Below are 17,888 nucleotides of genomic sequence, written 5' to 3' on the forward strand. Positions count from 1 at the left end.
ATCATCGCTCCCCATGCAGCCATCAGATCATGCAGGCCTGTTTGTCTCGCTGGGGCGCACTCCGGCTCGAAACGGGTGCACGCGGATACCTGATCGACCTGGTGGCGCCGCCTGTAGCCTCAGTTGGACGCAGCAGCTTGTGAGCGCGGGTGAGACTGTTTCCCCCAACCACTTGATCACCGCGACCAACTCACGCACCCAGCACCTGCCGCAGGCGCTCGCGGAACCGTCCGGCGTCGTAACGTTGGCGAAGATAAGCTGATGCCCCTGACGCTGCCGCCACCCAGGCAGCGTCATCCTCTACCAGCTGCTGGATGGCGGAAATGATCACCTGCGGATCATCGCTGACGGGCAGGAAGGCTTCCAGACCATCCAGTCCCTGGGCACCAGCGGTCGACATCACGCAGGGAACTCCCTTGCCGATCGCTTCGAGAACCTTGCCCTTGACTCCCCCGCCGAAACGCAGCGGTGCGATCACTACGCGGGCGTGGCCATAGCACGCATCCAGGGTTGCATCGTCAACGCGCCCCAGAATGCGGACCTGCGTCGTGGACGGCGGCGGCACGTAAGCCTCCATACCGGAACCCACGATGGTCAGCGTGCGTTGTTCCGCGTGCAGCTTCAGCTTGGGCTGCACTTCCCGCAGGAACCAATCCAGGCCATCCACATTCGGCGCGTGTGCGTAGCTGCCAACAAACAGAAGTCCTTGCCGACCACCAGGCGCCCCAACGCAGACGCCACCATCCAGAGTCCACAGCGGGAACATTTCGGCATTACCGGCCAGTGCGCGCGCACGACGGAATGCATTTACCTCGTCTGCTTCCTCCTGGGAGGGATAGAGCACCACATCAGCGTACTGCCACAAGCGTCGCTCGACCCTGCTCATCACCCACCGCTGCCAGAGCAGGCCCCGGCCCGAGATTGCGTCGATGCGCCGCATCGCCTGCAGGCGGCGGAAATGGATGTCATGACCGTAGTAGATGCAGGGGCCAGGCAGATTGCGACGTATGACCGGCAGATACATGGCGGCGATCAAGGGTCGACTCAGTACGGCGCCAGCCAGGTTCCAGGCACGACCGGGACCGCGCAACCATTCTTCCAGCGACCCCGTTTCGCCGCGACAGCAGGCATGGATACCGGCACGATGCAGCGCCGCTCTTCCCGCAGCAGATGGCGTGGTCGATGCTGCCCAGAACACAAGCTCGAATCCGGCCTCATCCACGAGCTTGGCGAACGACAGAATCGCTCGCGAGCCCGCATCACGGTCGATCTCGGGAAAGTCGTGGTCCACCAGCAGAACAGCGCGACGCCCGCCTTGTACAGAGGCCGCGCGCTGTTCGGTCGCTGGTTTGGGAGATCGACTGCGATCGAACCAGCGGCTGTAGAGCTGTGGAACAACCGCCAGCAGTGCTTCCAGCACATGGTGCCTGGCCCTGGAAAGCGGTGCCAACCAGCGACGCATGCTCAATGCCAGGACTTGAGGTCCACGAAGAACTCCGGATACCCCTTCCACTTGTCGCGGAAGTAGGCTGCGTTGCGGTTGAACAGCTGCTTGTAGCGCTCGCTGCCCTCGCTGGCGCCGGTAGTCTGGTGCGGCTGGTGACGGACACCGGCCAGGTCACGGAACGCCACCGAATAACCAGCCTTCTTCACCTGGAAGCAGATGTCCGTGTCTTCGAAGCACGTAGGGTCGTAGAACACATCGAAGCCTTCCAGACGCTCGAACAGGTCACGGGCAATGAACATGCAGCTGGTCCCCAGGAAACCCACGTCATCGCGGTATCCCTTGATGCGGGCCTCGTTGTTCATGCCGCGATTGGGAAGGTAGTCGGAGATGGGTCCACCCAGGTCATCACGCGTGGCGTCGAACCATCCTGCATTCCAGCCGATGGTGCCGACACCGGGGTTGGCCGCCAGGATGTTCACGGCTTCACTGAAGCAGGACGGAGAGGTCAACCACTGGTCGGAGTCGAAGAATGCAATATAACGGCCGGTGGAATGCTTGACGCCCAGGTTGCGACCCGAGGAGCATCCATTCTCACTGTTGCGCACAAGCTTCACCTTGGCATGCCCTGCGTACAGCGATTCAACCAGTTCGGCGCCGCCATCGCTGGACTGGTTATCGACAACCACGATTTCCTGCAGCCATTCCCCGGCGTGCTCCAGCAACGTGCTCACGCAGCGCTCAATGATGCGGCGGTTGTTGTGGATCAGCACAACCACGCTTACCGACAGCGGATACTCCGGTTGCATCAACTGCTCGACATGGCCCAGCCAGGCGTGGCGGGCGATGAATGCGTAGTCTTCCGACGCAGTGGCGCCGGCCAGCTGTGCGGACAGCTGCGCGGCATCCACCCGATGCAGGTTGGGCGACGGTGCGAATGACGGCAGCGCATCGACAAACACCGGCTTCTCCAGCAGCAGCGCCGCCATTGACAGGTCGGCAAGGCGCGTGCGGTCCCCGGCCCCGCCGACGATGACAACCGCATGCGCGCCGGCGATCAGCGGAGCCATCTGCTGCGGCTGCCACGACCAATCGAGGGCACGTACCTGGCGGCTGTCGCGGCCATCCACGTTCATTCCCGTGACATGGAAAACGAGATCGGGGGACGCCTTCAGCGCGGCATCAAGCCAGGCGTCGCCGTCTCCGCCGAGGACAACGAACAGGACATGTTGTCGCCCGTCCTCATATGCCTGCGGCAGCCCATGACTGCGGTAGGAGTCGAAGATTTCATTGTCTCCAGCCGCGCCCAGGAAGCGCGACGGCAGGCCATCGACCTTCTGCTCCGGGGTTCCGGTGACAACGCGATCAGTAAGGACGCGCAGTTCCGCGGAGAGAGAATCCGCACCGAGTGCAGCGAGGTCGACGATCACTTCGGCACCGCGTTCACGTGCCGACCGGGCCAGGCCCAGCGCCTCCGGCGATGCATCGGCAAGCAGAACGCGAGTACCCTCGGCACGCACTTCCTGCAGCCAGGCGTGCGCATCGACAGCGAGACGCGCCGGCAGGCCGCTGCCATCGTCCGGCCAGGCACTTCCATCCACCGCGGTGATGCGCACGAAGAAGCCGGCACGATCGCCCGCCTTCGCGAAGTGCATCGCCCGGTTGGGCCAGCCGTCGGTGGTCAACGTGTTGGCGATCACCAGCAGGCGTTCGCGGCGAACCGGTCGCACCATCGGCGGTGGCGGTTCCGCCATCTGTTGCGTGGCAGCGGTCTGAGGAACACCCAGCGTCTTCATGCGTCGCGGGATCTGTTGCAGTGCGACCTTCAACCCGTGCCGCCTCCAGACCGAAGCCAACTTGAAGGGGGCGGCCAGCAGGCGCACCAGGTCGCGGCGAAGCAACTGCAGGAACCTACGCAGGCGACGCCAGAGATTCAGCGCATCTGCGGTCTCCTGACGGCTGCGCGCCAGCTCGGCCTGCACCTGTTCGATTTGCTGCAGCAGGATCGCAATGTAGACCTCCTTGTCATCAATATAGGCCTGCTTGCCAGCCAACTGCTGCTGGATCTGCTGCAGCATCTGCGCACTTTCCTCCTTGACCTGCTGCAGTGCCTGCGCACTTTCCTCCTTGATCTGCTCCAGTGCCTGCGCACTTTCCTGCCTGATCTGCTGCAATGCCTGCGCATTCTCCTGCAGCTGGCCTTGAGCCGCATCCAGGCGGACCATGTCTTCATTCATCTTCTTTTGCTTCTCGACAAGTTGCTGCGTCAGGTTTGTGTTCTGCGTCGTCTGCTCGGCAAGCTGATGGTCCCGGAACAGCAGTAGATCGTGGGCGCGTTGGCTCTGCTGCCGGGTCTGTTCAAGCTCGACCAGTGCCTGTTGCAACCACAGTGACAACCAGTCTGTGGAGGTTGCGTCGAAGCGAAGGGGCACCGGCGGCAGGGAGGAGCAGCCGTCGAGCAGCTGCAGGTGCGCGCTGGCGGACACTTCCAGGCTGTCCACCACCTGCGGATCCGGCCGCCAGGCTTCGGTGACCAGCGATTCGATCGCCTGCACGAAGCGCTCCGGGCCATCGTCGGTCGACAGCCTCAGAATCGACGGCATTCCAGCCATCGCATGGGCATGCGACAGCTTGTCGTCGTACTCAAGGCCTGCGGTGGGCTTGCCCGCCAGCAGGGCAAGGATGCTGGCATGCAGGCGCATGGACAGCACCGCGTCAGCGCTGGCGATTGTCTGCCAGGTCGCATCCGTTGTTGCCGGTGCGATCAGTTCATCATTGCTGCGCCCGGGTAGCTGCTGGCGCAGCGATTCGATCAAGGGCAGGTCGGACGTCGCACCACTGCCTTCGGTATGGGCCTGGAACGCCACCCATTGGATCCGCCATCCTGCAGGAACTGCAGTGCGCAACGCCTCCACCAGGGACGTTTTCCACTGCCCCTTGTCCCATTCACGCACCACCACCGCCAGTACCTTGTTCTGCGGCTGGCCTGCATCGTGCGCGGCCTGTTGCGCCGGCAATGGGTGATAGCGGCGGAACAACCATCCCGGATCGGCGGCAACGAGGATATCCCGATCCACGCCGATCTGGCGCAGCAGTGCCTTGGATGATTCATCCCGCACGGATACGGCGGCCGCATGCTGGAACAACTCGCGCACCAGGGTGCGTGCGCCCTCTGAACTCAGCGGCCCAACCCCCTGCCCCCATACGATTGTCGGCACTCCCAGTTGCCGCGCGAGCAGCATCGGCCTTGCATAGCCGGAAATGTCGTTCGCATAAGGGAGGTACACCGCATCGAGGTTGAAGGGATGATGGTCCTGGAAGATGCCGCCGCCCCCCATCACCAGTACGTCGCAATGCATCAATGCACGAGCGATGTCCCCGACATTGGCAAACTGCACGGCATCCACACCATGCATGCGGCGGGTCAACGAGGGATCGATGCTGGCAACCACCGGCTCGCCGCCCAGTTCGCGGATGCGACGGACCAGCAGGTCCAGCAGCACCTCGTCGCCCACGTTGGGTGCCCCATAGAAACCCACGACCAGGGCCCTGAATACTGGCTTGGAGTGCGTCATCATGCAGTTCTCACTGGTGCGGTGAAGCGAGGGGCGGGAGCAAGCCAGCCATGACCGGAATGGGGCTGAGGCAATACATCCACATGGCCCGCGTAGGGCACGCGTGAGTGACGGTGGTACTCGCCGGTGTCGAGGTCACCGATGCCCAGTGCCAGCACATAGCGGTTGCCGGTGACATTCAACGTCAACTGCCAGTCGAAAACATAATCGCCCGGTTCCGTCGGCAGCGGCGAAAGGCTCATGTTCTGGGTGGTGCCAGCCCACAGGGCGATGTCATCCACGCTCTTCAACTGAATTCCATAGCAGGGCTGCTCGATACGCCGGCGTACATGGATGGCGACCTTCACCAGTACTTGTTCGCCATGGCCGAACGTCGTCCTTGGCTGCCCCTGCAGGTCGAGAATCTCCACGCCGGTGATTTCGCTTGCCGGCAATGCCGCAGCGTCTGCAGGCAGGCCATCGTCCTGCAAGCTGGCAAGGGCCTCGTCCGCATAGATCACGGCTCCGCCTTCTTCGTCCACCAGGTCGTCGGCATACTTCTTGACAACCTCGCGGCACGGTCCGTCCAGCACGACCCGTCCGCGACGCAGGTAGATGCCCCGGTCGCAGTATTCCAGCAGGGTATTGGTGGAGTGGGTAACCAGGATGATGCTGACGCCTTCAGACTGCATCTTGCGAATGCGGGTAAGGCACTTGGTCTGGAAGGCGGTGTCGCCCACTGCCAACGCTTCATCCACAACCAGGATATCGGGTGACACGTGGATCGCCACGGCGAACGCGAGCCGTACGAACATGCCCGAAGAGTAGGTCTTGACAGGCTGGTCGATGAATTCACCGATATCGGCGAATTTTTCAATTTCAGGCATGAGGCGGGTCATGTCCGCCGAACCCAGGCCGATGATGGCACCTGCCAGGTAGACGTTGTCGCGCCCGCTGAATTCCGGGTTGAAACCAGCGCCCAGTTCCAGCAGCGCCGATACCCGCCCGTTGACGGTCACGCTGCCGGTATTGGCCTGCAACGTACCGACCAGGATCTGCAGCAGCGTCGACTTGCCGCTGCCATTGCGGCCGATGATTCCAACAGTTTCGCCCGGCGCGATGTCGAAGTTGATGTCGTCCAACGCATGGAACACGCGCGCCGGCTGCGGCTGCATGCCCACCAGGCGCCGGAGCCGGTTTGCTGCCGGCTGCAACAGGCGCTGCGCCGGACGGTCGAAAATGCGGAAGACCTTGCCGACACCACGTACCGAAACCACCGGCGCAGCCGTCAACGGCGTATCTGCTGCCTGCATCACATCACCCCCGCATGCCGATAGGCGGCTCGCTTGGCGTCCAGGCTTGCCTGCTGTGAATACTCGCGCGCCATGAGATCCTGCCCTGCCGCCGACAGAGCTGCCAGTCGCGCTCGGTCCTGCGCGCATTCCAGCAATGTACGGGCAAACCCTTCTGCGTCATCACGCACCAGGATGTCCACGCCGTCGGTCGCGCCGATGCCCTCGCACCCCTTGCTGGTGCTGAGTACCGGGATGCCGGCAGACATCGCCTCGACGATCTTGACGCGGATGCCGCCGCCGGACAGCAGTGGCACCATCAGCAGATGCGCTTTGTCCAGCAGCGATTGCAGGTCGTCGACGAAGCCATGCACGAGAACGTTGCGCCCGTCATGCAATGCCTGCAGCGCCTCGGGAGGATTGCCGCCGCAGAAGTGCAGAACAATCTTCCGCTCCTGCAACTGGCCTGCCAGCAGCGGATGGATCTTCTCGGCAAACCAGGTCACCGCCTCCGCATTCGGGTACCAGCCAAAGCCTCCCATCCACAGTACGTGGAAGACATCATCCGGCTTGTCTTCAAAACGCGTGGTACCCAACGGAAAGTGCAGCGGCATGAGGTAGCGCGGGACCTTGTCGGTAACCCGCGACATGTCATGGCGAGAGATGAAGGTCATCGCCGAGAACCCGAAGGCATTGTCGATCTCGACAGCCTTCGCGGCTCGCCGGCTTCGGCTGGCAACCCATTCCATGAAACGCAGCTTCCATCCGGTCAGGCCTGCCGGCATCCAGAACGGAAAAATGTCAGCTTCGATGTTGTGGCTCAGCAAGATGCCCGGCACCTGTGGCAAGAATCGACGGAAGAACGCCAGATGGGTCGAGTTGACCTCGATCGCATCGATGCCCTGTTCCCGGACGATGCGACGTGCAGCCGCAACGGCACTGCGGCTGTAGTAGCTGGCATCGATGAAAGGCAGACCCTGCAGTGCCTGCCGCGCCATCGACAGGGCTCGCTGCACCTTGGGCAGCTCGAACGGCATCTTCGGACGAGGCTCGAGATGGACCGACCGGAACACTTTGTCGTAGAGCGCGCGATGCTGCTCGACTTTGCGTCGGTCGGCGTCGCCGCCGACGTAGCAGAACAGGTGGTAGTCGATCTCCTCGGCGAACGGCAGAACTGCGTTCACCGCATAGATGTCGCCCCCCGTCACCGCCGGCAGCGAAGGCGCCAGCATGAACACGAGGACTTGTTTCTTAACCTGCGGTTTCATCGAAGATATCCGAATCAAAATACGGTGAGAACCTGGTGAGGTACTGGATATCCCGGTTGCGTTCACCGATCTTTCGGGCGGGTACGCCACCCACCACCTCATACGGTGCCACGTCGCGTGCCACGACCGCACCCGCCGCAACCACGGCACCTTCGCCGATGGTCACGCCCGGCAACAAGGTGGCGCGGGCACCGATCCAGGCATGGTCCTGGATGGTGACCACGCCGCCAATCGCGGGAAAGGTCGGTGCGTTGTGGTCATGGTGCAGGCTGAGGATGCAGGTCTGGAAGGAAACATTGACGTTGTTTCCAACAACCACGCCTACCCGGCCATCCAGATACACCTCCCGGTTGATCACGCAGTTGTCACCGATGCTGACGTGCGCGCGCACCGGATAACCGGTGACGAACCAGCGCATGCTGACGTGCGTGTCCTTGCCGATCGCCACCTTGAGCACGCGGGTCAGATAGAACCGGCGAACACATTCGATCGGAAAGCGGGCAACGACATTGTTGCCGAGGTAGTACTTCAGCCCCATAAGCACATAGAAGAAACGCTGGCGAAGAAGCCATTGCTTCAGGCGACTCATCGTGCAAGCTCCTTCTTAAAGGACATCAGCGAATCCACACTTGGTGCGACGGAACCAGACCATTCCCAGCAGGCAGACCACAGACGCGGCAGCAAACTGCCCCGCCAGCTGCCACCAGTCCGGCAGCTGACCGAACACCGCGACGGCACGGGCCTGCTCGATGATCGTCGTAAGCGGATTGGCCAGGAAGAGCGGGCGGATGTACTCGGGAATCTTGGTGACCGGGAAGAACACTGGCGAAATGAACAGCAGGATCTGCGAGAAAACACCCACCACCTGGTTGACGTCCCTCAGGTAAACGCCCACAGACGCCAGTATCCAGCTGATGCCCAGCGCATACAGCACCAGGGGGACCATCACTACCAGAATCAACGGAAAAGTGACCGGAACACCGTTCCCGACGAACACCAGTGCAAGCGCCAGAACGCTCAGACTGATGAACCAATGGAACAGCGCCGATGAACAGGAAACGATCGGCAGAATGCCGATCGGGAACACGACCTTCTTGACGTAGTTGACGTTTCCCGTGATCAATCCCGGCGCGCGGTTGATGCATTCGGCGATGAATCCATGGAGGATCAGGCCGACGAACAACAGGATCGCAAAATCCGCCTGACGCTGTGGCTGATCGCCCCAGCGAACTTTCAGGATCACCGAGAAGAACAACGTGTACACGCTGAGCATCAACAGCGGATTGACGAAGGACCAGAACAAGCCGAGCACTGAGCCCTTGTAGCGGCCACTGACTTCACGCCGGGTGAGCTGGAAGATGAGACCAGCCAGATTCGAGGCACTCATGCGTCAGACACCATGGACAATCCGACGGTCACTGAAGTGCCCTCTCCAGATCCACCTGCAGATCCCCCAGCTCCTCCACGCCCACGCTCAGCCGCACCAGCGCATCGCTGATGCCCAGCTGTTCGCGGCGCGCGACCGGAATCGAGGCATGGGTCATCACCGCCGGATGGTTGACCAGGCTTTCAACACCGCCCAGCGACTCGGCCAGGGTGAACAGTTCGGTCTTCTCGCAGAAGCGCTTGGCCGCCTCGAACCCGCCCTTGAGCACGATCGAGACGATGCCGCCGTAGCCGGCCATCTGCTTGCCGGCCAGTTCATGCTGCGGGTGCGAGGCCAGGCCCGGGTAGATCACCTTCTCCACCGCCGGCTGCTTTTCCAGCCATTGGGCCAGCGCCAGCGCGTTGGCGCAGTGTGCCTTCATGCGCAGCGGCAGGGTCTTCAGGCCGCGCAGGGCCAGGAAGCTGTCAAATGGGCCCTGCACGCCCCCCACCGAGTTCTGCAGGAAGGCCATCTGCTCGGCCAGTTCGGCGTTGTCGCCGACCACGACCATGCCACCGACCATGTCCGAGTGGCCATTGAGATACTTGGTGGCCGAATGCAGGACCAGGTCCGCACCCAGTTCCAGCGGACGCTGCAGCATCGGCGAGGCGAAGGTGTTGTCGACCACTACGATCAGGCCATGGCGCTTGGCGATGGCGGCGACCGCGGCGATGTCGACGATCTTCAGCATCGGGTTGGTCGGGGTCTCGATCCAGACCATCTTCGTCTTCGACGTGATGGAGGCTTCGAATGCCGCCAGATCGGTGAGGTCGACGAAGCTGAAGTCCAGCCCGGCGGTGCGGCGACGCACGCGCTCGAACAGGCGGAAGCTGCCGCCGTAGATGTCGTCCATCGCCACCACGTGGCTGCCAGCGTCGAGCAGCTCGATCACGGTCGAGCTGGCCGCCATGCCCGAAGCGAAGGCAAAGCCGCGGGTACCGCCTTCCAGCGAGGCCACGCAACGCTCATAGGCGAAGCGGGTCGGGTTGTGGGTACGCGAGTACTCGAAGCCCTGATGCTCGCCCGGGCTGGACTGGGCATAGGTCGAAGTGGCGTAGATCGGTGGCATCACCGCGCCGGTGCTGGGGTCGGGCGACTGGCCGCCGTGGATGGCCAGCGTGGCCAGGGCCAGCGCGCGGTCCGGGGAAGAAGCGTTGGACATGTCGTTTCCTGATTGGCGCCGATGACCGGCGCCGTCGAAGGAGCGGGAGTCTATCAGCGCGGCCTTAACGAGCTTTGACGCGGATAAACCGGAATTCAGCAGCGATCTGCGGCGATAAACGCCTTACTGAACGCGCCGACGCAGATAATTCAGCAGGTCGATGCGGGTGATCAGGCCGAGGAAGGCGTCGCCGTCCATCACGATCGCCACCTGGCCGCGGTCGAACACCGGCAGCAGGGCCTCGATCGGCGACTTCACGTCCAGCCGGTCCAGCTTGCTGACCATCGCGGTGGCCACGGTGTCGCGGAAGCGCGCCTCGTCGCCATAGACATGCAGCAGCACGTCGCTTTCGTCGACGATGCCGACCAGCTTCTCGCCGTCCATCACCGGCAGCTGCGAGACGTCGTACAGCTTCATGCGCTGGTAGGCGGTGGTCAGCAGGTCGTTCGGGCCGATCACCACGGTGTCGCGCTGGCCGTACGGGCGCAGGATCAGGTCGCGCAGGTCGCCGTGCTGCGGGCGCTGCAGGAAGCCGTTGTCCAGCATCCAGTAGTCGTTGTACATCTTCGACAGGTACTTGTTGCCGGTATCGCAGACCAGCACCAGCACCCTCTTCGGCGTGGTCTGCTCCTTGCAGTACTTCAGCGCCGCCGCCAGCAGGGTGCCGGTGGACGAACCGCCCAGGATGCCTTCCTTGCCCAGCAGCTCGCGCGCGGTGTGGAAGCTCTCGGCATCGCTGATCGCATAAGCCTTCTTGACGCGGCTGAAGTCGGAGATCGAGGGCAGGAAGTCCTCGCCGATGCCTTCCACCAGCCAGCTGCCCGACTTGTCGTTGAGCACGCCGTCGTTGATGTATTCGGCCAGGATCGAGCCGACCGGATCGGCCAGCACCAGCTCGGTCTTCGGCGACAGCTTGGCGAACGCGCGCGACAGGCCGGTCATGGTGCCGGAGCTGCCGCAGCCGAACACGATGGCGTCGAGGTCACCGCCCATCTGCTCGAGGATTTCCGGGCCGGTGCCGAACTCATGCGCGGCCGGGTTGTCCGGGTTGCCGAACTGGTTGATGAAGTAGGCGCCCGGGGTCTGCTCGGCGATGGTCTTGGCCAGGTCCTGGTAGTACTCGGGATGGCCCTTGGCGACGTCTGAACGGGTCAGGCGCACTTCAGCGCCCATCGCCTTCAGGTTGAAGATTTTCTCGCGGCTCATCTTGTCGGGAACGACGAGGATCAGCTTGTAGCCCTTCTGCTGTGCCACCAGCGCCAGGCCCAGGCCGGTGTTGCCGGCGGTACCTTCAACCAGGGTCGCGCCCGGCTTCAGGTCACCACGCTGCTCCGCCGCCTCGATCATCGACAGGCCGATGCGATCCTTGATCGATCCGCCCGGGTTGGCGCTCTCCAGCTTCAGGTAGAGCTCGCAGACGCCGGTGTCCAGGCGCTGGGCCTTGACGATCGGGGTCTGGCCGATGAGTTCGAGGACGGAAGAATGGATGGGCATTCGGAGGACTTTCGATTCGCGCCACGCAGGGCCGGACCGATGATTATCCGACGGATGGCGCTGAATGTCAGGTCGGTGCAGGCATGCCGCCCGCCTGCCCCATGAAGGGATGCGGGCGGCCCCGGATCGACGAGGAGACCGGTACCGCCCGCATCGGTGAGTTGTGCCTGCTGGCCAAGGCACCACCGCCTGTGGTGCCTTGGCGCGGCCGCCTCATCGGCGGTGCCGCGATGCCGGGGCGGGGTCGCCCGGCGGGGCCATCGATGGCCGGGTCACGCCGTTCCGGGCGCGACGGGGTGCGTCAAAGCGTGGGGGACGTCGTTGGGAGCGGTGTTTCGTACATTCGCAGAAGGCGTTGCTTGGCCAGCAGCTTCTCACGCTTCATGCGACCCAGGGTGACATCATCGATCGGGAGTACACCCAACTCCGCGTCCATGCACTTCTTGTTCAACTTGCGGTGCTGGTCATGGAGTGCCCTGAACTCCGGATCACGCGCGCGACGGGCGTCGATCTCGCTCTGGGGCTGATCTTCAAACATGATGGACCTCCTTCGACAGATACACGAACGCCCCGGCCACAAGGCACGGGGCGTTGTTCATGGAGGAGCGCCGCCCGATGGCCACCTGGACGCCTGCAACGACCTGCGGCACTGGCCTGCGCACGTCGATCTGCTGCGGTTCGCGCCCTGCTTGCATCGGCCCGGCCCTCCCATCGTCCGGTCCGCGGCATTGCGTCCCGGACAATTGACCCTACGCCTGCTCAGGGCGGGGTACAAGACCCCTGCGACAAAAAGACCGAACCCCGCCGGGGCGGGGTTCAGGCTGAATGCTCATTGCAACGAAAAACAAACAATATCAATGCATTACGGGGCGATGATGACCTCGGCCGAACGGGCCCGGGTGGAGGCTGCCTTCTTGCCGCTGACCTGGATCCGGTTGCTGGCGACACCAGCCGCGACCAGGGCGTCGCGCAGCGCTTCGGCCCGCTTCTGACCCACGCCGTTGGCATTGTCGTAGGCCTCGATGCGCAGGCGGCCCTTCTTGCCGATGTTCAGGTACTCGGCCAGCGCCTTGGCCTGGTTGCGGGCCCCACCGGACAGGCTGGAGGCACCTGCAGCGAACGCGTCGCCATTGAAGGTGAAGACTTCGCCTCGCCCATCGAACTTTGAACCCGGCAGTTTCTGCCCGGAGACCAGCTCGGCCTCCTCACGGGCCAGCTTGGCGGCGTTCTGCTGGGCAGCGCTGAGCCGCTGCTGCTGCTTGCCGGCCACGCTGGTCAGGGCGTTTTCGGCGTCCTGGCGGGCCAGGGTTTCGGCCTCGGCGGCCTGGCGCAGGCGTTCGGCCTCCTCGGCCTGCATCTGCGCCTGCATGCGCAGCTGCTCGGCTTCCTGACGGGCGCGGGCAGCGTCGCGGCGGCTGGCCTCGATCAGCAGGTCGCTGCGGGTGCGCTCCAGGCGGTCGACCTCGCGCGCGGCCATCGCCGTGCGCACCGCGGTCTCGGCAATCTCCACCCGGCGCTCGGCCAGGTAGGTGGCCAGCTCCTGGTCACGGCGCTTGGCCTTGTCCAGGGTCGCGATGGCCTGCTGGGCCTGCATGCGCTCGAAGGCGCCCAGCTCAGCGGTATCCGGGTTGGCCTGGATGGCCATCAGGCGCTGGCTCAGCTGCGCCACCATCGGGTTGTCGGCGGCCACGGCCAGGGTCGGCAGCGCCAGCAGCGCGGCCAGGGTTGCGGCGGTCATCGGCTTCACCGGCGGTCCTCCCCGGTCGACAGCTGGCGTTGCAGCTGGTTGACCTCGTTGCGGCGCAGCTGCAGCTGCGCGGTGACGGTGGCTTCCTCGCTGCGGACGCGTGCCAGGTCGGCATCGGCGGCGGCGCGCAGGGCCATCGCCGGGGCGTTCTTCCGTTCGCGGCGGTCGCCGGCGGCGCGCTGGGCCTGCTCCAGCCCCTGCCGGGCCAGACCGATCAGGTCCGGGGCGTACTGGTCGGCGTCGGCCTGGGTGGCCTTGTCGACCGCCTGCCGGGCCTGCGCCAGTTCCAGGGCGGCGTCCTGCGCCCAGGCGGGGGCAGACAGTGCGAATGCAAACGCCATCACATACAGGCCATGGCGCATTCGTGCGAAGCTAAGTCGTTTCATTGGGGAGGCCGTACCGGTTGTCGGTTCACGGCCATTGTCGTCAAGCCGACACCGTGCTGGCAACGGGCGTCGGCCGTTTCGTTGGGGAAAATTCGCAATGGATATCGGCTACTTCCTGAAGCTGATGACCGAAAAGAACGCTTCGGACATGTTTCTGACCACCGGGGCACCGGTCTACATCAAGATCGAGGGGAAGCTCTATCCGCTGGGCAACACCGGCCTGCCGCCGGGCATGGTCAAGAAAATCGCCTACTCGCTGATGGACGAAGGCCAGGTGCCGCAGTTCGAGCGCGAGCTCGAGCTCAACATGGCCATCGCCCTGCCCGACGCCGGGCGCTTCCGCGTCAACGTGTTCAAGCAGCGGGGCGAGGTCGGGATGGTCATCCGCGCCATCCGCAGCCGCATCCCGAGCATCGAGGAGCTGAACCTGCCGCAGGTGCTGAAGGACGTCATCATGACCCCGCGCGGGCTGGTGCTGGTGGTGGGGTCCACCGGTTCCGGCAAGTCCACCTCGCTGGCGTCGATGATCGACCACCGCAACAGCACCACCACCGGTCACATCCTCACCATCGAGGATCCGATCGAGTACCTGCACAAGCACAAGATGTCGATCGTCAACCAGCGCGAGGTCGGCCTGGACACCCACGCCTTCCACAACGCGCTGAAGAACGCGATGCGTGAAGCGCCGGACGTGATCCTGATCGGCGAAATCCTGGATGCGGAAACGATGGAGGCGGCGATCGCCTTCGCCGAGACCGGGCACCTGTGCCTGGCCACCCTGCACTCCAACAACGCCGACCAGACCATCGAGCGCATCCTCAACTTCTTCCCGGAAAGCGCGCACAAGAACGTGCTGATGAACCTGGCGCTGAACCTGCGTGCGGTGATCAGCCAGCGCCTGGTGAAGAACAAGGAGGGCCGTCGCCTGCCGGCCACCGAGGTGCTGATCAACACGCCGATGATCCGCGACCTGTTGCGTCGCGGCCAGGTGCACGAGATCAAGGCGGCGATGGAAGGCTCGCTGGAAGAAGGCATGGAGAGCTTCGACCAGTGCCTGTTCCGGCTGGCCAAGGCGGGCATCATCGAGCAGGAGGAAGCGCTGCGCGCGGCCGACTCGCGCGATGGCCTGGCCCTGAAGTTCCGTTTGTCCGAAGGCAGCAGCGGCGAGCACGACCCGTACGCCGATTTCTCGGCCGGCGCACCCAGCATCACCCACGGCTTCTGACCCCACGAAAAAGGGGACGGAGGGGATTAAGTCGTAAGTGCATTTGCGACTTAATCCCCTCCGTCCCCTTTTTTCTGAAGCGTTCATGGGCGGTCTCATCCAATGAGACCCCTCATCCGTAGGTTTCCTCAATGGAAACCATCCGCAAGCTGGCCATTCTGGCCGACGCCGCCAAATACGACGCGTCCTGCGCCTCCAGCGGCTCGGGCAAACGCGATTCGCGCGCCAGTGGCGGTATCGGCAGTACCGAGGGCATGGGCATCTGCCACAGCTACACGCCCGACGGCCGCTGCGTTTCATTGCTGAAGATCCTGCTGACCAACTTCTGCATTTACGACTGCGCCTATTGCGTGAACCGGGTCTCCAGCAACGTGGCCCGCGCGCGTTTCAGCGTGGACGAGGTGGTCACGCTCACCCTGGACTTCTACAAGCGCAACTACATCGAGGGCCTGTTCCTGTCCAGCGGCATCATCCGCAATGCGGACTACACCATGGAGCAGATGGTGGAAGTGGCCCGGCAGCTGCGCGAAGAACACCGCTACGCCGGCTACATCCACCTCAAGACCATTCCCGAGGCCTCGCCGGAACTGCTGGCCAGTGCCGGGCGCTATGCGGACCGCCTGTCCATCAACGTGGAACTGCCGACCGAAGCCGGCCTGAGCGCCTTGGCACCGGAGAAGACGGTGCATTCGATCCGTGGCGCGATGGGCGAACTGCGCTGGCGCATCGAGGAAGCCAAGGAAGCTCGCAAGGCCCCCGCAGTGGTGGCGCCGACGGCCAGTCGCAGTGTTCGCCCGCGCCCTCCCCGTTTCGCACCGGCCGGGCAGAGCACCCAGATGATCGTCGGCGCGGACGGGGCAAACGACCAGCAGATCCTGGCCAGCGCCGACAGTCTGTACGGCAACTACCGCATGCGCCGGGTCTACTACTCCGCATTCAGCCCGATTCCGGACGCCAGCCGGCAGCTGCCACTGCAGCCGCCACCGCTGCAGCGCGAACATCGCCTTTACCAGGCAGACTGGCTGCTGCGCTTCTACGGTTACGGTGTGGAGGAGATTACCGATACCACCCAGGACGGCATGCTCGACCTGGATATCGACCCCAAGATGGCCTGGGCGATCCGCCATCCCGAGCGCTTTCCGGTCGATCTGAACCGGGCACCGAAGGAAATGCTGCTGCGCGTGCCCGGCCTTGGCGTGCGCAACGTCAAGCGCGTGCTGATGGCACGCCGCCACGGGCGGCTGCGCGTGGCCGACATCGCGCGCCTGAGGGCACCGATGAGCAAGCTGCTGCCGTTCGTGCTGCTGGCCGACCATCACCCGCGCAAAGCACTGGATGATCCGGCGGCGCTGCGCGCGCAGCTGGCCCCGCCGCCGCGCCAGGGTTCGCTTTTCGATGCCCCGTCTGCATCCTGACGCGCAGCGCTGGTCGCTGCGGGTGGATCCGCCGTGGTCGCTGCAGGCCTGGCGCGATGCTGCGCGCGAAGCGTTGCTGCGCGGCGTTGCCCCGCCGCAGCTGGACTGGCTGGAAGGGAGTGACACGTCGCTGCTGGATGCGCCGGCCGTGCAGCAGGCGCCGATGCTTGCCGATGCCGGTGCACCCAACGTTCCACGTGACTTCCTGGAGCTGGCGGCCACCTGCCTGTGCCATCGCGATCCCCAGCGCCTGGCCTTGCTGTATCGCCTGCTGTGGCGCATCGCCCATGGCGAGCGATCAGTGCTGGGCAACCCCGCCGACGCCGATGTCCTGCGCGCGACAGCCCTCGCCCAGGCCGTCCGCCGTGACACGCACAAGATGAAGGCATTCGTGCGCTTCCGCGAGGTACCTGGCCAGCCCGATGCGTTCATCGCCTGGTTCGAGCCGCAGCACCACATCGTCGACCGGGTCGCGCCGTTCTTCGCGCGCCGCTTCACCGGCATGCGCTGGGCGATCCTGACCCCTTCGCGCAGCGTCGCCTGGGATGGGCAGGCGCTTGCCTTCGGCCCCGGTGCACGGCGCGAAGATGCCCCGGCCGAGGATGCACGCGAGTCGCTGTGGCAGACCTACTACGCCAGCATCTTCAATCCGGCGCGGCTCAACACACGGATGATGATGCAGGAGATGCCGGCAAAGTACTGGCGCCACCTGCCTGAAGCACAGTTGCTGCCACGCCTGGTGCGCGACGCGGCCGACCGCGTGCAGGAAATGCATGACCGGCCGGCACAGGCACCGCAACGCAGGATTCCCCCGCGTGCGAACGCTGCGGCGCCGGCAGCCGATGCCAGCAGCCTGGACAATCTGCGCGGACAGGCCATTGCCTGCCGCCAGTGCCCGCTATGGGAGCAGGCCACGCAGACCGTGTTCGGGCAGGGGCCTGCCGATGCGCGGGTGATGGTGATCGGCGAGCAGCCCGGTGATACCGAGGATCTGCGCGGGCAGCCGTTCGCAGGACCTGCCGGCCAGGTGCTGGACCGCGCACTGGCGGAACTGGGAATCGATCGCGCCCAGCTGTACCTCACCAACGCGGTGAAGCACTTCCACCATGAGCGGCGCGGCAAGGTGCGGCTGCACAAGCGGCCGGAAAGCCGCCACATCCAGGCCTGCCGCCCCTGGCTGATGGGTGAGATCGCACGCGTGCGGCCCCAGGTGATCGTATGCCTCGGCGCGACAGCCGCAGCCTCGGTATTCGGTCGTGGTTTCGACCTCGCACGCGACCGCGGACGCTGGCACACCCTCGAGGACGGCACGCGCGGCTACGCCACGGTGCACCCGGCATGGGTGTTGCGGCAGACCGACGATGCGCGCCGCGAGGAAGCCTACCGGGTGTTCCGCGATGACCTGGCCCGTTTGCGGCAGAAAGGGGACGGAGGGGATTAAGTCGTAAGTGCATATACGACTTAATCCCCTCCGT

Annotated in this window: 14 protein-coding genes; 3 read left to right on the forward strand and 11 right to left on the reverse strand. The window is 64.4% G+C overall.

Annotated features, from left to right (window positions below; translation table 11 throughout):
- Positions 1-190 precede the first annotated feature (190 nt).
- The 11 genes from ACUVWL_RS14760 to ACUVWL_RS14810 form a co-directional block, all read right to left on the reverse strand.
- Positions 191-1,462: a glycosyltransferase gene (locus tag ACUVWL_RS14760; protein ID WP_197561385.1), complete on the reverse strand. Its 1,272-nt coding sequence runs from the start codon at positions 1,460-1,462 to the stop codon at positions 191-193.
- Between the two features lie 2 nt (positions 1,463-1,464).
- Positions 1,465-5,022 (reverse strand): polysaccharide pyruvyl transferase family protein, encoded by a 3,558-nt coding sequence (locus tag ACUVWL_RS14765; RefSeq protein ID WP_445978495.1) that lies wholly within the window; start codon positions 5,020-5,022, stop codon positions 1,465-1,467.
- On the reverse strand, positions 5,019-6,311 hold the full coding sequence (locus ACUVWL_RS14770) for an ABC transporter ATP-binding protein (RefSeq protein ID WP_053494792.1): 1,293 nt from the start codon (positions 6,309-6,311) through the stop codon (positions 5,019-5,021). The genes ACUVWL_RS14765 and ACUVWL_RS14770 overlap by 4 nt, the downstream gene beginning before the upstream one ends.
- Entirely contained in the window at positions 6,311-7,558 is a 1,248-nt protein-coding gene (locus ACUVWL_RS14775; RefSeq protein ID WP_053494791.1) for a glycosyltransferase, read from the reverse strand. Before ACUVWL_RS14775 ends, ACUVWL_RS14770 begins: the two co-directional genes overlap by 1 nt.
- The gene (locus ACUVWL_RS14780) at positions 7,542-8,147 is read right to left on the reverse strand and encodes an acyltransferase (protein ID WP_069118025.1); all 606 of its coding nucleotides are present in this window, start codon (positions 8,145-8,147) and stop codon (positions 7,542-7,544) included. The genes ACUVWL_RS14775 and ACUVWL_RS14780 overlap by 17 nt, the downstream gene beginning before the upstream one ends.
- Before the next feature lie 15 nt (positions 8,148-8,162).
- On the reverse strand, positions 8,163-8,945 hold the full coding sequence (locus ACUVWL_RS14785; protein ID WP_053494789.1) for an ABC transporter permease: 783 nt from the start codon (positions 8,943-8,945) through the stop codon (positions 8,163-8,165).
- A 28-nt stretch (positions 8,946-8,973) separates the two neighbouring features.
- Entirely contained in the window at positions 8,974-10,146 is a 1,173-nt protein-coding gene (locus tag ACUVWL_RS14790) for a cystathionine gamma-synthase (RefSeq protein ID WP_445978496.1), read from the reverse strand.
- 123 nt (positions 10,147-10,269) lie between these two features.
- Entirely contained in the window at positions 10,270-11,640 is a 1,371-nt protein-coding gene (locus ACUVWL_RS14795) for a pyridoxal-phosphate dependent enzyme (RefSeq protein ID WP_014645842.1), read from the reverse strand.
- Between the two features lie 301 nt (positions 11,641-11,941).
- Positions 11,942-12,178, reverse strand: a complete 237-nt coding sequence (locus ACUVWL_RS14800) for a YdcH family protein (protein WP_005407964.1) — start codon at positions 12,176-12,178, stop codon at positions 11,942-11,944.
- Positions 12,179-12,502: 324 nt separating this feature from the next.
- On the reverse strand, positions 12,503-13,387 hold the full coding sequence (locus ACUVWL_RS14805; protein ID WP_080281838.1) for an OmpA family protein: 885 nt from the start codon (positions 13,385-13,387) through the stop codon (positions 12,503-12,505).
- Positions 13,384-13,749 (reverse strand): DUF4398 domain-containing protein, encoded by a 366-nt coding sequence (locus ACUVWL_RS14810; RefSeq protein WP_005415160.1) that lies wholly within the window; start codon positions 13,747-13,749, stop codon positions 13,384-13,386. The genes ACUVWL_RS14805 and ACUVWL_RS14810 overlap by 4 nt, the downstream gene beginning before the upstream one ends.
- 121 nt (positions 13,750-13,870) lie before the next feature.
- On the opposite strand from ACUVWL_RS14810, the gene ACUVWL_RS14815 reads away from it, so the two are divergent.
- From ACUVWL_RS14815 to ACUVWL_RS14825, 3 genes are all read left to right on the forward strand, one after another.
- Positions 13,871-14,998: a PilT/PilU family type 4a pilus ATPase gene (locus ACUVWL_RS14815; protein WP_014645840.1), complete on the forward strand. Its 1,128-nt coding sequence runs from the start codon at positions 13,871-13,873 to the stop codon at positions 14,996-14,998.
- Positions 14,999-15,129: 131 nt separating this feature from the next.
- Positions 15,130-16,413: a putative DNA modification/repair radical SAM protein gene (locus ACUVWL_RS14820; RefSeq protein WP_445978497.1), complete on the forward strand. Its 1,284-nt coding sequence runs from the start codon at positions 15,130-15,132 to the stop codon at positions 16,411-16,413.
- Positions 16,394-17,854, forward strand: coding sequence for a UdgX family uracil-DNA binding protein (locus tag ACUVWL_RS14825; protein WP_445978498.1), 1,461 nt, complete (start codon positions 16,394-16,396; stop codon positions 17,852-17,854). Before ACUVWL_RS14820 ends, ACUVWL_RS14825 begins: the two co-directional genes overlap by 20 nt.
- The last annotated feature ends 34 nt before the right edge of the window (positions 17,855-17,888 follow it).

The sequence above is a fragment of the Stenotrophomonas muris genome (genome assembly GCF_052751275.1).

Coding starts and splice junctions, on each gene's coding strand:
- ACUVWL_RS14760 (WP_197561385.1), bottom strand. CDS start 1,462: ATGCGTCGCTGGTTGGCACCGCTTTCCAGGGCCAGGCACCATGTGCTG.
- ACUVWL_RS14765 (WP_445978495.1), bottom strand. CDS start 5,022: ATGATGACGCACTCCAAGCCAGTATTCAGGGCCCTGGTCGTGGGTTTC.
- ACUVWL_RS14770 (WP_053494792.1), bottom strand. CDS start 6,311: ATGCAGGCAGCAGATACGCCGTTGACGGCTGCGCCGGTGGTTTCGGTA.
- ACUVWL_RS14775 (WP_053494791.1), bottom strand. CDS start 7,558: ATGAAACCGCAGGTTAAGAAACAAGTCCTCGTGTTCATGCTGGCGCCT.
- ACUVWL_RS14780 (WP_069118025.1), bottom strand. CDS start 8,147: ATGAGTCGCCTGAAGCAATGGCTTCTTCGCCAGCGTTTCTTCTATGTG.
- ACUVWL_RS14785 (WP_053494789.1), bottom strand. CDS start 8,945: ATGAGTGCCTCGAATCTGGCTGGTCTCATCTTCCAGCTCACCCGGCGT.
- ACUVWL_RS14790 (WP_445978496.1), bottom strand. CDS start 10,146: ATGTCCAACGCTTCTTCCCCGGACCGCGCGCTGGCCCTGGCCACGCTG.
- ACUVWL_RS14795 (WP_014645842.1), bottom strand. CDS start 11,640: ATGCCCATCCATTCTTCCGTCCTCGAACTCATCGGCCAGACCCCGATC.
- ACUVWL_RS14800 (WP_005407964.1), bottom strand. CDS start 12,178: ATGTTTGAAGATCAGCCCCAGAGCGAGATCGACGCCCGTCGCGCGCGT.
- ACUVWL_RS14810 (WP_005415160.1), bottom strand. CDS start 13,749: ATGCGCCATGGCCTGTATGTGATGGCGTTTGCATTCGCACTGTCTGCC.
- ACUVWL_RS14815 (WP_014645840.1), top strand. CDS start 13,871: ATGGATATCGGCTACTTCCTGAAGCTGATGACCGAAAAGAACGCTTCG.
- ACUVWL_RS14820 (WP_445978497.1), top strand. CDS start 15,130: ATGGAAACCATCCGCAAGCTGGCCATTCTGGCCGACGCCGCCAAATAC.
- ACUVWL_RS14825 (WP_445978498.1), top strand. CDS start 16,394: ATGCCCCGTCTGCATCCTGACGCGCAGCGCTGGTCGCTGCGGGTGGAT.